The sequence below is a fragment of the Mucilaginibacter inviolabilis genome, from assembly GCF_011089895.1.
GTDB lineage: Bacteria > Bacteroidota > Bacteroidia > Sphingobacteriales > Sphingobacteriaceae > Mucilaginibacter > Mucilaginibacter inviolabilis.
Genome location: NZ_JAANAT010000002.1, coordinates 610555 through 626140, shown reverse-complemented (window position 1 = coordinate 626140; position 15586 = coordinate 610555). Strand labels below are relative to the sequence as shown.

The window sequence follows — 15586 nt, the reverse complement described above, 5'->3', positions numbered from 1 at the left end:
TAACTATTACAATTTTTGGAACAATGTTTGGTCAGGGTTTCAAACATAATTACTAAATTTGAAAAAAATCACAATTAAAATCGTTTAATCTTAAAAACTATGAATTATTCTACATTAAAGAAAACAGTCGCATTGTCATTTGCTTCTTTGATGGTTGTGGGAATCGTAAATGCACAAACGGATTCTACCAAAACAGCCACAGCAACTACAACGTCGTCTGAAACTACTACCCCCAAGGTATTTGGTGGTTTAGGACAGTACAAAAAGTTTAGCATCGGTGTAAACGTTGGCGCTACCGCTCCTTCAGTTGCAACTGGTGGTTCAAACGACTTTACCCACAATAAAGTTCAGTTAGGTTACGGCCTTTCATTCAGAGAGCAACTTGCACACTCTTTTGGTTTACAATTGGATTTCCATGGTGGTAAAGTAGAAGGTGATAACTCTAAAGCACCTGGTCAAGGTTACTCTGCAGCATCTTTCCAAACTAAATTTTGGTCAGGTACTTTAAGCGGTGTAGTAAATGTTGCTACAATCGACTTCTTAAGACGCAAAAATTCAGTTAACTTCTTCGTTACAGCCGGTGGTGGTTTAGCTTTATACGCTCCTAAAGTTACTTACAAAAACGGTACTGTAGTTGATTATGAAGGACACGCAGGTAACTCTGATGGTTCTGGAACAAACAAATACGTTAAAGAACTGATCATCCCTGTTGGTGCAGGTGTTAAATTCAGATTAAGTGATGTTGTTGCCTTAAACTTAGGTTACACTGAAACATTTACTGATGGTGACAACTTTGACGGTGTTAAAAGAGCTTATTTACACAAAGATAAATACAGCTACGGATACGCTGGCTTAGAGTTCACTTTAGGTTCAAAATCAAAACCAAGCTTAGAGTGGGTTAACCCTGTAGCTTTAATGTATGACGAATTGTACGATGCTGCATTACGTCAGGAAGTTGAAGCTTTAAAAGGTCGTGTTACCAATGTTGAAAATGCTGTTAATGATCTGAAAAAAGATTCAGACGGTGACGGTGTTGCTGATCAATTTGACAAATGCCCAGGTACTGCTGCTGGTAGCGTAGTTGACGGTTCAGGTTGCGTTATCGTATTCCCTAAAGCGGATACTGTTGCTGCTGCTAAAGCTGATGCTTACTCAAACATCCAGTTTGAATTTGATAGCTCAGTATTACGTACTTCATCTTACCCAGTGTTAGATGCAACTTCAGCTGACTTACGTTCATCTGGTAAATCTGTTGAAGTAGATGGTTACGCTTCATCTGAAGGTACTGCTGCTCACAACATGGCTTTATCAAAAGACCGCGCTAACTCAGTAAAAACTTACTTAGTTAACTCTGGTGTTGATGCTAAAAAAGTTAAAGTAAAAGGTTACGGTGAAACCAACCCAATTGCTGATAACTCAACTGAAGAAGGCCGCGTATTAAACCGTCGCGTTCAATTCAAACAAAAATAATATCAATTAAATATTATTGCGAAGGCTCCGGATAACCCGGAGCCTTCTTTGTTTGTACAGGTTTTGTATAACCCAAATCAATACCTTTCTTATTGGGCTGTAACATCAGGATGAATGTCTGCTCATTTATTAAATAAAGCCCGGCTATGTTTTAACCGCCAATCGGTGTACCCGTCGCAATGTACGTACAAGCATAAATAAGCCTTACGAAGGCCATTCCCTGATATTAGTCAATTGAGCCGATATAAAAAGAATGGATAAGTTCCTCTCCCTGTGTTTGAACTTTGATTAAACGAATGACAGGATTCCGGATCTGTAGTAGAGTATAGATATAGAGAATATGCCCTTGATCAGGAAATCAAAACATATCCGCACATTTGCATATCTGCAAATCCGCACATCTATTTTACGCTCTTTTTAAGCACAATAAAATATCCGCCAATAAAAACAAGCACGGAGATGCTAATACCAACAAAGATGTCCTTTGTAAAAATATCAATGATTATTTGAGGAGCCTCACCTCTATTGGTATTATGCGGCATTAATTTTAACGCCAGCATAGGATGTGAGTACGGGTATAAATAACAATACTCCCAGCCCTTTGATGCAGTTATAACACCAATAATGGTAGCTAAAAAGCCAACACCCATCGGCTTTAAAAAATCCGACCATAGTAAGCTGAGTAAAAACTGAATGGATAATATACCCAGTGAAGATAAGAAAAGCTTAAAATAAAGTTTGGCCAGCGTATCCTCCATATGGTAGTTATCAAAGCGTAGTTCGGGCTTTACCAAACTCAGCAAATTACCAAACCCTATGGTAAATAATACAAAAAGGGTAAGACACATAAATATCAGAAACAGGGCATAAAAATATTTGGCTGCATATACGCTCAGGCGCGAAATAGGGAGGCTAAACAAGTTTTTCCAGGTATCGGCTTTGTGCTCTATGCTATTTACCGAATAAGCAATGAAAACAACAAACATGGGTAACAGCAATGATCCCATTATAGACAGAATGGCGCCGGAAAACTGAAGCCATAGCATCATAGGGGACATACCTGCCAAACGTTCGCTTTTGGTGTAAAAACCCACAAACAGCAGCAGGCATATAAGCAATGGCAATAATATAGCCGCCCAAAAGCCTAGTGTTTTACGACTTTTAAAAAACTCTGACCGGAATGATAAAATAAATCCTTTCATATCGATCAGGCATTTTGAGTAATAGATAAAAACAATTTTTCCAGATCTTTTTGCTGCTTGCCGATACTGAATACAGCATATTCGTTTTGGATAAGAAGCGCATTGATATCACCCATCTGTTCTTTTGAAGTATAGGGCACATACACATAATCGTCCGTCACATCTGCAACCGGATAATTCTTGCGTTTCAATAAATTGGCAGCGTCAACAGTATTATCGGCCTCAATACGTATTAAAGGCTGACTTAACGCCTCCAGCTCAGTAATGCTACCCTGAAACAATAATTGCCCGCCATCAATAATACCTACATGCGTTGCCATGCGTTCAACCTCGGCCAGCAAATGGCTTGATATGAACACTGTTTTACCATGTTGCTTAACCAGTTTCAGCAGCAGCTCACGTACTTCAATAATGCCATTGGGATCAAGGCCATTGGTGGGTTCGTCCAGTATCAATAATTTAGGGTTGGTAAGCAGGGCCAGCGCTATGCCCAGGCGCTGTTTCATCCCCAATGAGTATTGGCCCGCTTTTTTATTAGCAGCAGCGCCCAGATGCACCAGGTTAAGCATCTCATCAACACGTTTAGCGGGTACCTGTAGCAGTAAAGCCCGGTTTAATAGATTTTCTCTTCCGCTCAGATGGTGATAAATGGCCGGCTGTTCAATAAGCGCCCCCACCTGGGCTAGTATGCTGATACGATTTTTTTGGAGTTCCTGTTCAAAAATGTGGATGCTACCGTGTTGGGTTTGGAGCAGGTTTAAGAGGAGTTTGATAGTAGTGGTTTTCCCGGCGCCGTTAGGGCCAAGAAAACCATATATACTTCCTTCGGGTACCTGCAGGTTTAATGATTTAATAACCTGCTGACTGCCGAAGTTGAAGGATAACCCTTCAGTACGAATTACCATACATGGTTATCCTTGGCTACTGAGCAAACAGTTTTAACAAGGGTAACACCTTTGTAAAACAATGATGTGGCATGAACGGATGCCCCAACAATTGCCGATTCCTTCTTTTGTTCAAACTGATAGCTTACACCTAATATAAGGGCAAACATTACCGGTATCAGTAACATGATAAAAGGATTCGAATTTTTGATAAGCGTTTTCATCGTGAGTGTTTTGATACAACAAAGGAATATTAATTATTTTACCTGCTAAAAAGTATTAGACCAACGGTCTGTGTTTATAGATGAACGGTCAATTAACCGTATTAACCCGTTCATCGATTTTAAATGCCCGTTCATCGATAAAATGAAATACTATATATAAATGTATCAGCATATCCCCGTCAAAATATTAAATTAGACGGTGGGTTGAGAGACAAGAAATAAAGAAGCAGGAATCAAGACAAGCTGCAATCAAACTGATTAAATTACTGTCTTGATTCTTGGTTCTTGAATTCCTGATTCCGCTTAGCTCTTGATTCTAAAGAAATGTCATCAGATAAACAAACACGTATTATAAAAAGGGGCTGGCAAATATTTTGGCATTTACTTTTTTGGCTGGGTATCATCTCCCTCTTTTTGTCCCTCGCGCACAGCAATACCAAACTGAGCAATACGGAACTGATGATCCTGTTTTTGCTATATCCTGCCATCAACATCAGTTTATTTTATATTAACTTCCTAGTTTATATACCCCGGTTTTTAGATAAAAAGCGTTACTGGGCCTACGCCTTGTTTATTATTGTTACCATTATTGCTTATGGCCTGGGAAAATACGGTGTGGGCCTGATGTTTAAGCAATATGTACTGGTACGTCAGCATGGCGAGGTTATCTCTTTTCCATCATATTTTTTAAGTACCGTTTTCACCAGTTTAATATTCATTTTTTTAAGTACCGTACTTAAATTTACTACCGACTGGTTTTTGAATGAACGCATCCAGCACGACCTGGAAAACCAACGCCTGAGTGCCGAACTGGCCTTTCTAAAATCGCAGATTAACCCCCACTTTTTATTTAATTCACTCAACAGCATCTATTCCCTGGCTTACCAACGCTCCGAAACCACGCCCGAAGCTATTCTGAAATTATCCGAAATTATGCGGTATATGCTGTATGAATGTAATGATAACAAAGTTGATTTAAGTAAGGAGCTGCAATACTTGCATAACTACATCGACCTGCAAAAAATACGGTTTGGCAACAAAGCTTTTATTGATTTTAAAGTAATGGGTGAGGTAACCAACCAGCAAATTGTGCCCTTACTATTAATAGCGTTTATCGAAAATGCTTTTAAACATGGCGTGGCCAGTGATGTAACATCGCCCATTAAACTATTGATCAATGTGGATGAGAGCAAGCTTCATTTTTACATACAGAACAAAAAGCATACACACAATCGTGATACAATAGGTGGCATTGGTTTAAACAATGTACAAAGACGGCTTAACCTGCTTTATCCATATAAACATACCCTGAACATCAGGGATGAAGCTGATACGTATACCTGCGAATTATCCATCGTATTATAACAAGGCATTACTGCGTTATTGAACAGGAAACAAAAAAATTAACGATAAATCATTAGAACACTTATTTTTACAACATGATCCGATGCCTGGTAGTTGATGATGAGCCTTTAGCGCTGCATATATTGGAAGATTATATTTCCAAAATGCCTTTCCTGCAATTGGTAAAAGCCACCACCAATCCTATCGAAGCGCTAACCATTGTACAGGGTGGCAATGTTGACCTCGTGTTTTTAGATGTGCAAATGCCAGAACTTACCGGCATCCAGTTTTTAAAAATATCTAATGGTAAAGCCAAAGTAATTTTAACCACAGCCTACCCACAATATGCCTTAGAGGGTTACGAACTGGATGTGGTTGACTACCTGCTTAAACCGATAGCACTCGACCGTTTTTTTAAATCGGTTCAAAAAGCACAAAGTATTATACAACCGGTTATTAAAACTGTTCAACAGGCCGAGCCCGTTCAGATGGATGATTTTTCGACCGATTTTATTTTTGTTAAAACCGAGCACAAGATCCAAAAAGTTTACCTGCACGATATTTTATTTATTGAAGGCCTCAAAGATTATATCTCCATTTTTACTACTGCCGAGCGTATCATTACCCTGCAGGGAATGAAAAAAATGGAGGATGCCCTGCCCGAAAAACATTTTATCCGCGTACACAAATCATATATCGTGGCCCTCAACAAGATCGACAGCATCGAACGCAGCCGCATCCAAATAGGCGACAAGATCATCCCCGTGGGTGACACTTACCGCGACGATTTCTTCCGGATGATTGAGGATAAGAATATTTGAGCCCCCTGGGATTAATTATTGAATTAGTGATTTATTGATTTTTTTTCTGTCAGTAGATAAGCCTCTATTAATTATTGAATTAATGATTTAGTGAATTATTGATTTTTTTTCGTCAGCAGATAAGCCTCTATTAATTATTGAATTAATGATTTAGTGAATTATTGATTTTTTTTCGTCAGCAGATAAGCTTCGGGTGAAAGTGGGCAGAACAATGGTGGGCGGTGCGGTTGCAAGGGCATAGCAAGTTTTTGCTGAAGCCTGGGGCTGGAGCGAACGAAGTAGGGCAAAATAATTGCAGCCCTGGTTCTGCCTGCTTTGCTGGGCAAAGGCCACGTGCGGCAAAGAAGCATTTCTGCTGACTTGATTTTTGGTTACTTTTCATCAAGGAAAAGTAACAGCCTCAGCGGCAATTGAGCGCTCTACGATATGCGTTCTTCGCCCTGTATAGTATAGAGATTGCTTCGTCGTTCCTCCTCGCAATGACATGATTCTATTTTTCCTCTCCCCCGTCAGCAGATAAGCTCCATTTAAGTCCCCATTTATGCAAGTCATCAATAACTTTTAATAATTCAAGGCCCTTATCCGAAATATAGTAATTGATACGTTGCGGAGGTTTTTCCTTAATAATCATTTTAAGGATCAATTCATCACTAACTAATTCTCCAAGCCTTTTACCCAGGATCTGATCAGAAAGAGAGGGGAAAGCATGCTTCAATGTGCTAAATTGACCAACCCCAGCTGCTATCTTATGCAAAATTTGCATTTTCCATCTCGGGCTAATATCTCTTAACACGTCATTTACCTCACAGGCCAGGCTTAATGCAGTAATATTACAGGCGTTGGATGTACCTGGTTTTAGTTCAGTTGACATAATCTCATTTTTCAGATGTTCCTCACTTTGGGGTGAGTTATTGGATTGCAAGTCATCTTGAGTCACTTTTGCACAAAAATAACAGATTATGAAATCATATATCATTAGTAAAAAGTCATTTTACATCCTACTGATCCTCATTGTATCAGTATTCAACGTTAATGCACAATCCGCGGGTAAGCAACCTATTTTTGTTTTGGTACATGGAGCATTCCATGGAGGCTGGTGCTGGCAGAGGGTAAGTAAGGAATTGCGTGCCAAGGGCGACCTTGTTTATACCCCGACTTTAACCGGACTTGCAGAACATAAAAATACATTAAACGATAAAATCGATTTAAATACCCATATAGATGACATCGTAAACTTCATTATTGCCGAGGACCTCCACAACGTTATTCTTGTGGGCCATAGTTATGCAGGAGCGGTAATAGCAGGCGTAGCGGACAGAATACCGGAAAGACTATCAAAATTGATTTTTCTTGATGCGATGCTTATGGAAAACGGCCAAAGTGCCCTCGATGTAAGTCCGGACGATATCAGAGCCTATTTTATTAAGGCGACAACCGACTATGATAAAGGGCTAAGCATCCCATTTTTTACCAGCGATTTTTTCGGTGTAACAAATGCCACCGACATTAAATGGGTAAATGAGCGCCTTACCAATCAGCCATTCAAAACTTTCTCTCAGCCTTTGGTCCTAAAACACGCTTATGGTAATCACTTACCCTTAGTCTATATTGCTTGTACCCAACCTGAGCTTCGGGCAATCAAACCTTTTGCTGACAAAACAAAAAGCAGCAAGGACTGGAAATATCTTGAACTTAAAACAGGGCATGATGCAATGATCACTATGCCGGTTGAATTATCCAATATGCTACAATCATTAAACTAATGATCTAAAAGATCACCGCTTAACTAATTTCCCGTCCCTCTAAAACTATATCATTGCGAGCGTCACGAGGACAACCAACTGAAGGGAGCTCATCAATACCTTAAAAGATCCCGTCCCCTCAGGGTCTCTCGTAGAGGACCCTGAGGCTCTTCGCCATACATGTTCATGACCAGATCCTTCACTGCGTTCAGGATGACAAATTAAAAGGTATACCCTACTTCACCCCTATCTCTTCAACCGTATCCTTCTCTCCTATTTGCTGGCGCCACATGGCATAATAAAGCCCTTTCTGGCTCAACAGATCATGATGCTTGCCCGATTCAATGATGCGGCCTTTCTCCAGCACGTAAATACTATCGGCATGCATAATGGTCGACAAGCGGTGGGCGATCAATATAGTGATGTGATTTTCCAGCTCAGATACATTGCGGATGGTTTCGGTGATCTCCTCCTCGGTGATGGAATCCAGCGAAGAGGTAGCCTCATCAAACACCAGGATATCGGGCCTACGCAGCAGTGCACGGGCTATCGAGAGGCGTTGCTTTTCGCCGCCGGATACTTTTACACCTCCTTCACCAATTACAGTGCTCAAGCCTTTATCGGCACGCGCCAGCAAGGTTTGACAGGCGGCACGCTGTAACACGTTCATACATTCCTCATCGGTAGCATCCGGACGAACAAACAGCAGATTTTCGCGAATAGTTCCGGAAAACAGTTGGGTATCCTGTGTTACAAAACCAATTTTTTCGCGCAGCTGATCAAGGTCAATGTCCCGGCTTAAAACATTGTTGTATAAAACATCACCATCCAAAGGTTGATACAAGCCCACCAATAATTTTACCAGTGTAGTTTTACCAGATCCTGACGGACCAACAAAGGCAATGGTTTCGCCGGTATTGGTTTCAAAACTGATATGATTAAGGGCATTGCGGTTGGCGGTTAAATGTTTAAAGGTAACATCCTTAAAGGTTAAAGTATTTACCTTTTCCAAAAGCACCGGTTTCTCGGGCTTTTTATCAATAGGCGTACTTAATATCCCCTTAAAATTACCCAATGACACTTCGGCCTCGCGCCATGATAAAATCACGTTGCCTAACTCCTGCAATGGGTTGAACAGGAAGAAGGAATAAAACAAAAAGCTGAAATATTGCCCGGGCGAAATGGTTTGTTTAAAAATAAGCAGCAATAGCACCACTACCATTACACTCCGCACCAGGTTTACCGTAGTACCCTGCACAAAGCTCATGCTGCGCACATATTTTACCTTTTTAAGCTCCAGATCCAATATCTTATAAGTGGTATTGTTTAAACGGGCAATTTCCTGTTTGGCTAAGCCTAAACTTTTTACCAGTTCAATGTTCCTTAACGATTCGGTAGTTGAGCCAGCCAAAGCGGTGGTTTCTGTTACTATCTTTTTTTGAATGGTTTTTATTTTGCGGCTCATGGCCATACTCACAAAAGTGATAATAGGTATGGCGGCAAAATATACTAATGTAACCTGGTAGCTTACACTTACCGAGTACACGATAACAAATACCATCCCGATGAGCGATACAAAAAGAATAGAGATAAACGAGGTGATAAACTTTTCGCAATCGAGCCTTACTTTTTGTAAAATGCCCAATGTTTCCCCACTTCGCTGATCTTCAAATACCTGGTAAGGCAATTCCAGCGAATGTTTCAGTCCATCGGCATACATTTCGGCACCAACCTTTTGGGTAATGATATTGGTAAAATAATCCTGAAAGTTTTTGGCTATACGCGATACCATAGCAACGCCAATAGCCGCGCCGATGAGTATAAGCACCTGGTGCAGGTATTCCTGATATTGAAGCGTATTACGCTTTTCAATAACACGGTCAACAATGCGGCCGGTTATCCAGGGGTCGAGCAGTGAAAACCCTATATTCATAGCCGCCAGGAAGAGTGCCAGCACAACTATCCAGCGGTGTTTTTTTAAGTAAGAAAGTAGTATATTCATGTTTTATGTAAGCGTATCAAGTAGTTAGTATCAAGTATCAAGACCGATACTGTTAAGTTCAGATATTAAGGACAGGTAAAATCTTGATACTTGATACTCGCTACTTGATACTAACCTGGTCAAAAATAAAAAAAGGGAATGGCTAAGTAGCTCATTCCCTTTTAATTTGACATAAGGTTAATATTTAAACCGTCATGATATCTTTTTCTTTAGCTTCTGAAAGCTGATCGATCTTGATAATATAGGCATCTGTTAGTTTTTGAACATCAGCTTCACCTACTTTTATCTCATCTTCAGAAACACCTTCTGATTTTAATTTTTTGATCTTTTCGTTAGCATCTTTGCGGATGTTACGGATGGCTATTTTACCGGTTTCGGCTTCGCCTTTTGCTTTTTTAACCAAGTCACGACGACGCTCTTCGGTCAACGGCGGTACATTGATACGAATGATAACACCATCATTTTGAGGATTAAAACCAAGATTTGATTCTTTAATGGCTTTTTCGATAGCACTTAATAATGATTTTTCCCAGGGTTGTACAATAATAGTACGCGCATCGGGTGTGTTAACGTTACCTACCTGGCTTAACGGGGTTGGGGTACCGTAGTAATCAACCATAATATCATCCAATAAAGATGGGTTTGCTTTACCGGCACGTATCTTATTTAATTCACTATCGGCATGCTCAATGGCTTTGTCCATTAAAGCCTTTGCATCAGTCACTTGTTTTTTAATGAGTTCGCTCATTGGTTTTAAATTTTCACAAAAGTAATAAAATCTATCATTTTCCTGAGTTTTGGTGCAAATCTATTGTGGGGCATTGGCTCCGCCCGGTATGCGCTTCGCTGGGCGGACTGAGTAGACCCTATAATTTCCCTCTTCCAATTCCGCCAATTTTTCCGTATCTTTATAACAAACAACGGCCCGGCTTTCTGCAAAAACAGGAAGCCGGGCCGTTTGGTTAAGATCAAAACAAGGCCAAAAAACGGCCATTTACCATATAGTTATTTGACAATCAACAAATTAATACTTTTTAAACTTTAAAAAATCGCTCAAAACTGCTTTGAAATTTGTTAAAAAGTGTTAAAATGAGGCTTTTTTGAGCAATTTTGATACGATTTTTGCCTGTTTTTGAGCCGAAATTTGTTAAAATCCAAGGTTTAAAAAGTCCTACCGACTGGTCATCAAATGTTAAATAACATTTTTTAACATTTGGGTTTTCTCCTATTACTTATATTTATATAAACCTGTGTCTCATGAAATCAATTTGGCTATTTATACTTATGATAGGTGGCGTTGCCCAATTAAAAGCACAACAGTTGACAGCACCACTACCTGGCAAGAAATCAGACAACACTATTTATCAGTATTTTAAGGTAAAACCTGAGGATGGCATATTAAAATCAACACCAGCTATACCCAATGCGCTGGAATCTATACCCGCTGTACCCACCGCAAAAAATTTAGGCATAATCGATTTTACCGACAATATGCCTATAGCTAAATTACGATCAACCGATAAAATGCCGACTGTAAAAACGGATGAATCCAATATGCGTTATACTATGCTCATCAAACGGCTTGGCGAAACAAAATCAGATTCGTTAATAAAAACTGTTCGCCCCTAATTGTCAGTTGGTTAAAAATCTTTGTTCAGCACTTTTTCCAGTTCGGCAAAGCTGATATTCATTTTAACACGGCCTTGTTTGGCATAGGATAGCTCACCCGTTTCTTCGGATATGATGATGGCAGTAGCCTCATTAGCCTCGGTTACGCCAATACCGGCGCGGTGGCGCAAACCAAATTGGGCAGGCAAGTCTGTTTTTTCGGTAAGTGGTAAAATACAACTAGCCGATTTTATTTTATTTTCGGATATCACCACAGCCCCATCATGCAGCGGGCTTGTTTTCTGAAAAATACTTTCCAGCAGGCGTTTAGAGATCTTGGCGTCCATTACCTCGCAGCTGTTCTGGTAAAACTGCTCATCATAATACTTGGCAAAAACAATGAGGGCACCGGTACGGGTTTGTTTCATACTTTTGCAGGCATCAATAATGGGTTTTATACGGGCGTAGTTATTTTTCTCGGCCTCGGCCTTACCAAAAAAGTATTGCCACCAGGCCTTATTGCGCTGCAGCGAAGCATTTTTGCCTACCAGCAGTAAAAAGCGCCTTACTTCTTGCTGAAACACTACGATAACTGCAATAATACCCACATCCACAAACTTGCCCAAAATGGCGGTGAGCAGCTTCATGTGCAGCGCATTTACCACAAAGTTCAGCGCAAATATTACGGCAAAACCGATAAATATGTTGGCGGCTATGGTACCCCTGATGAGGTTATACAACTGGTATATGATGAAAGCCACCAAAACCACATCGAGGATATCAAAAAACGTGATCTTGGGGAAGCTGAGGAATATAGATTGCATTTACGAAGTTAATAAGTTTAAGGAGAAGTTATAGCTATGCTATTCCCGTACAATAAACAACGTTCTTTTTTAAATCGCTATGACAATTCAGGGGATGTAAGGCCCGCCAACTACTCCCCAGCCCCATTTGGGCATCGGAACATCATTAGGTTCTGTTACCGCATCTGTTTTGGAATTAATGACTGCTATGCGGGTTCCCCATTCCAGGTAAGCTACGAAGGCCGAGCGAAACTCAGGATCATCGGGTAACGCAAATTCGTCGGCGGTTTGTAGCAACAATTCGATCCAGCGTTTACGGTGCGCTTCGGTCAAATATTTTTGAAGGTGTTTACTGATCATGATAAAATGGCTTCCCTCCTGCTCACTATAGGTTTTGGGGCCACCTAATACTTCGGCAACAAAATGAGCTACATGCAGGCGATGCTGTGGACTCATGTGCTTAAATACAGGCTCCAACAAATCGTCGGCCAATACTTTATCATAGAATTTATCAAAAAGATTTTCAAAGGCTTTTGTACCACCGGCCCATTCAAAAAGCGTGGGTACGCCTGGTTTATTTGCTGCATCCATCATAAAACATGTTTTAATCGATGACTAAAGATAGCATAGCCAAACCAAAGTTAAAAGCATAACCCGGTGAATAGGATAAAGTGTTTATTTATTACGCTCGGTGGTAAACCTTACCAATTGCTCCAATCCTCGGTGCGAATCGCTATCGGGGAAGGTGTTGAGGATTTCAAAAGCTTCGTCCTGATATTTTTTCATTTGTGTTTCGGCATATTGCAAACCGCCGGTATCATTTACAAACTTAACTATCTGGGTAATTTTCGCAGGGTCGTCGTTATGATTTTTAACCAGATTGATGATCCTTTTCTTTTCAGAATCAGAGGCGTTAGCGAGGGAATAGATCAATGGCAGGGTAACCTTTTTCTCTTTGATATCGATACCAAGGGGTTTGCCTACATCATCGGTGCCAAAATCAAACATATCATCCTTGATCTGAAAAGCTATACCGATCTTTTCGCCAAACAGACGCATTTTTTCAACTACCTCGTCGGATGCCCCGGCTGATGCAGCGCCACAAGCACAGCACGAAGCTATAAGCGAAGCCGTTTTTTGCCTGATCACCTCGTAATAAACCGGCTCGCCAATATCCATGCGACGTACTTTTTCAATCTGCATCAGTTCGCCTTCGCTCATTTGCTTTACCGCGTCAGATACGATACGAAGTAATTTGAAATCATTATTGTCGATAGATAATAACAGGCCTTTTGAAAGCAGGTAATCACCTACTAAAACAGCAATTTTATTTTTCCATAAAGCATTAATGGAGAAAAAGCCGCGACGCTGGTAAGAGTTATCAACCACATCGTCGTGTACTAAGGAAGCCGTATGCAACAGTTCAACCAAAGCGGCTCCACGATGGGTTGATTCGTTAATGCCTCCGCAAATGCTGGCTGCAAAAAACACAAACATCGGTCTGATCTGCTTTCCTTTACGCTTAACAATGTAATGGGTTATCCTATCGAGTAGGGGCACCGAGCTTTGCATAGAAGCTTTGAACTTCTCTTCAAATACATCAATATCGGCTGCAATAGGTTTTTTAATGTTGTTGATGCTCAGCATTTAAACTAAACAAGCTTTTTATGTGTAAAATTACCATACGGCAATATGGAACAAACATAAGCTAAAATTATTTATCCTCATTATCGCCACATATTTTTTACCCAAATTAAACCAAACACATTATTTACACTCTATACCATAAATGCCATATTTTATAAGTTGAGTTAAAGTTTTCGTGAAAGCGAGGCCCTCTTTAAAGAGGACTTCGCTTTTTTATTCCCTTTGAAAGCAATATTATTTTACCTTTGCAATCCCATTTAATCCGGAGAGGTGTCTGAGTGGTCGAAAGAGCACGCCTGGAAAGTGTGTATACGCCAAAAGTGTATCGAGGGTTCGAATCCCTCCCTCTCCGCAAATAAATGATATTAAACTATCAAAAACCTGCAAATCAATGATTTGCAGGTTTTTTGTTTTAGGGAAATCTTATCTTACTGCCCTTTTTCGCATCAAAAAAGTGAGTGATGTGGTGAGTGAATTTCAGCGATTGATATACTCACCGAATCGCATTCAACTATTTGATATACAGCCAGTTCAAAAATTGAACATCTTGACTAACGGTATCTGCAAAGCTAAATTTGTTTCACCTTTAATGTTTAAAAACATGAAAACTAATTTTAGCCTGCTCTTCTATATGAAGAAGCCAAAGAACTACCAAAGTGGCCCTGCCCCAATCTACATGCGTGTTACCGTTAACGGCAAACGATCTGAAACTACCACAGGGCGCGAATGCCTACCATCCCGTTGGAATGCCCAGGCAGGCCGTGCAAATGGCACTAAAGAGGACATTAAAACATTTAACGCCTATCTTGATGATCTGCAAAAGAAAGTCTATGAAGCCCACCGCCAGTTGACCGAAGCCGATGCGCTCATAACAGCAGAAACCATCCGAAACAAATTCCAGGGCAAAACCGAAAAGCCGCGCTCCCTGATTGACATCTTTAAGGAACATAATAAAAAGGTGGAGGCATTACTCGGAAAGGAATATACCAAAGGCACTCTATGCCGTTATCAAACTGCCTTAAAGCATACACAGGACTTTCTGAAGTGGAAGTATAATCTGACCGATATAGACATCAAACTGATAGACCACGCCTTTCTTAGCGAATTTGAATTTTACCTGCGCTCTGAAAGAAAATGCAATAATAATTCGGCTGTTAAATATCTCAGGAACTTCGGCAAGATTATCCGTATTTGCATCGCTAACCGATGGCTCACCTATGATCCATTCCTGAATTATAAGAATAGGATAAAAACAGTTGATAGGGTTTACCTGACCACCCAAGAAATGCAGGTGATGGCTGATAAGGATATGGCTACCGAGCGTTTGACACAGGTGCGGGATATTTTTCTTTTTTGCTGTTTTACCGGTTTGGCTTATGCAGACGTAAAAAAACTGCGTAAATGGGACATTGTAACCGGCGTGGACGGTGAAAAATGGATTGCTATTAAAAGGCAGAAAACCGATACACCATCTCGCATCCCATTGTTACCGACTGCAACTGCTTTGATACAACGCTATGCCGATCATCCGCATTGTGAAAACAGCGGCAGGGTGTTACCTGTATTGAGCAATCAAAAAATGAATGCTTATCTCAAAGAAATAGCTGACGTATGCGGAATTGATAAGCCTATTACCTTCCATATTGCCCGGCATACGTTTGCCACGACTGTAACCCTTTTAAATGGCGTCCCAATTGAAAGCGTATCCAAGATGTTAGGCCACACCAATATTCAGACTACGCAACATTACGCCAAGATATTGGATATTAAAGTTGGTGCTGATATGGCTTTATTAAGAAGAAAGTTTTCTGTCTAAAAAAACATACCGGCCATATTGAT

General features: G+C 40.4%; 15 protein-coding genes and 1 tRNA gene. 7 read left to right on the top strand and 9 right to left on the bottom strand.

Going from position 1 to position 15586, the window contains the following annotated elements:
* The first annotated feature begins 99 nt into the window (after positions 1-99).
* Positions 100-1470 (top strand): OmpA family protein, encoded by a 1371-nt coding sequence (locus G7092_RS19035; RefSeq protein WP_166091461.1) that lies wholly within the window; start codon positions 100-102, stop codon positions 1468-1470.
* 401 nt (positions 1471-1871) lie between these two features.
* Here G7092_RS19035 and G7092_RS19030 read toward each other — a convergent pair whose 3' ends face one another.
* From G7092_RS19030 to G7092_RS19020, 3 genes are read right to left on the bottom strand one after another with little or no spacing between them, the layout of a single operon-like run.
* A complete protein-coding gene (locus G7092_RS19030; RefSeq protein WP_166091460.1) occupies positions 1872-2672 on the bottom strand; it encodes an ABC transporter permease in 801 nt (266 codons plus the stop codon).
* A gap of 5 nt (positions 2673-2677) precedes the next feature.
* Positions 2678-3577, bottom strand: a complete 900-nt coding sequence (locus G7092_RS19025) for an ABC transporter ATP-binding protein (protein WP_166091459.1) — start codon at positions 3575-3577, stop codon at positions 2678-2680.
* Complete coding sequence (locus G7092_RS19020) at positions 3571-3780, bottom strand: hypothetical protein (RefSeq protein ID WP_090471301.1); 210 nt, start codon at positions 3778-3780, stop codon at positions 3571-3573. Before G7092_RS19020 ends, G7092_RS19025 begins: the two co-directional genes overlap by 7 nt.
* 324 nt (positions 3781-4104) lie before the next feature.
* Between G7092_RS19020 and G7092_RS19015 the strand changes: the two genes are divergently transcribed.
* Both G7092_RS19015 and G7092_RS19010 read left to right on the top strand, forming a co-directional pair.
* Positions 4105-5145, top strand: a complete 1041-nt coding sequence (locus tag G7092_RS19015) for a sensor histidine kinase (protein WP_166091458.1) — start codon at positions 4105-4107, stop codon at positions 5143-5145.
* A gap of 74 nt (positions 5146-5219) precedes the next feature.
* Complete coding sequence (locus G7092_RS19010; protein ID WP_166091457.1) at positions 5220-5945, top strand: LytR/AlgR family response regulator transcription factor; 726 nt, start codon at positions 5220-5222, stop codon at positions 5943-5945.
* A gap of 490 nt (positions 5946-6435) precedes the next feature.
* Here G7092_RS19010 and G7092_RS19005 read toward each other — a convergent pair whose 3' ends face one another.
* Positions 6436-6816: a winged helix-turn-helix transcriptional regulator gene (locus G7092_RS19005; RefSeq protein WP_166091456.1), complete on the bottom strand. Its 381-nt coding sequence runs from the start codon at positions 6814-6816 to the stop codon at positions 6436-6438.
* Positions 6817-6904: 88 nt separating this feature from the next.
* Here G7092_RS19005 and G7092_RS19000 point away from each other — a divergent pair, with 88 nt between their 5' ends.
* Entirely contained in the window at positions 6905-7708 is an 804-nt protein-coding gene (locus G7092_RS19000; protein ID WP_166091454.1) for an alpha/beta hydrolase, read from the top strand.
* 214 nt (positions 7709-7922) lie between these two features.
* On the opposite strand, the gene G7092_RS18995 is transcribed toward G7092_RS19000, so the two are convergent.
* On the bottom strand, positions 7923-9689 hold the full coding sequence (locus tag G7092_RS18995; RefSeq protein WP_166091453.1) for an ABC transporter ATP-binding protein: 1767 nt from the start codon (positions 9687-9689) through the stop codon (positions 7923-7925).
* 184 nt (positions 9690-9873) lie between these two features.
* Positions 9874-10437 (bottom strand): ribosome recycling factor, encoded by a 564-nt coding sequence (gene frr, locus G7092_RS18990; protein WP_166091452.1) that lies wholly within the window; start codon positions 10435-10437, stop codon positions 9874-9876.
* 509 nt (positions 10438-10946) lie between these two features.
* On the opposite strand from frr, the gene G7092_RS18985 reads away from it, so the two are divergent.
* Entirely contained in the window at positions 10947-11318 is a 372-nt protein-coding gene (locus G7092_RS18985) for a hypothetical protein (protein WP_166091450.1), read from the top strand.
* 11 nt (positions 11319-11329) lie between these two features.
* On the opposite strand, the gene cdaA is transcribed toward G7092_RS18985, so the two are convergent.
* From cdaA to G7092_RS18970, 3 genes are all read right to left on the bottom strand, one after another.
* Positions 11330-12121, bottom strand: a complete 792-nt coding sequence (gene cdaA, locus G7092_RS18980; RefSeq protein WP_076375400.1) for a diadenylate cyclase CdaA — start codon at positions 12119-12121, stop codon at positions 11330-11332.
* Between the two features lie 87 nt (positions 12122-12208).
* Positions 12209-12694 (bottom strand): group II truncated hemoglobin, encoded by a 486-nt coding sequence (locus G7092_RS18975; protein ID WP_235953893.1) that lies wholly within the window; start codon positions 12692-12694, stop codon positions 12209-12211.
* A gap of 81 nt (positions 12695-12775) precedes the next feature.
* On the bottom strand, positions 12776-13747 hold the full coding sequence (locus tag G7092_RS18970; RefSeq protein ID WP_166091449.1) for a polyprenyl synthetase family protein: 972 nt from the start codon (positions 13745-13747) through the stop codon (positions 12776-12778).
* Positions 13748-14011: 264 nt separating this feature from the next.
* On the opposite strand from G7092_RS18970, the gene G7092_RS18965 reads away from it, so the two are divergent.
* Both G7092_RS18965 and G7092_RS18960 read left to right on the top strand, forming a co-directional pair.
* Positions 14012-14099: transfer RNA gene (locus G7092_RS18965), tRNA-Ser, on the top strand.
* Positions 14100-14348: 249 nt separating this feature from the next.
* Positions 14349-15563: a site-specific integrase gene (locus G7092_RS18960; protein WP_166091447.1), complete on the top strand. Its 1215-nt coding sequence runs from the start codon at positions 14349-14351 to the stop codon at positions 15561-15563.
* Positions 15564-15586 lie beyond the last annotated feature (23 nt).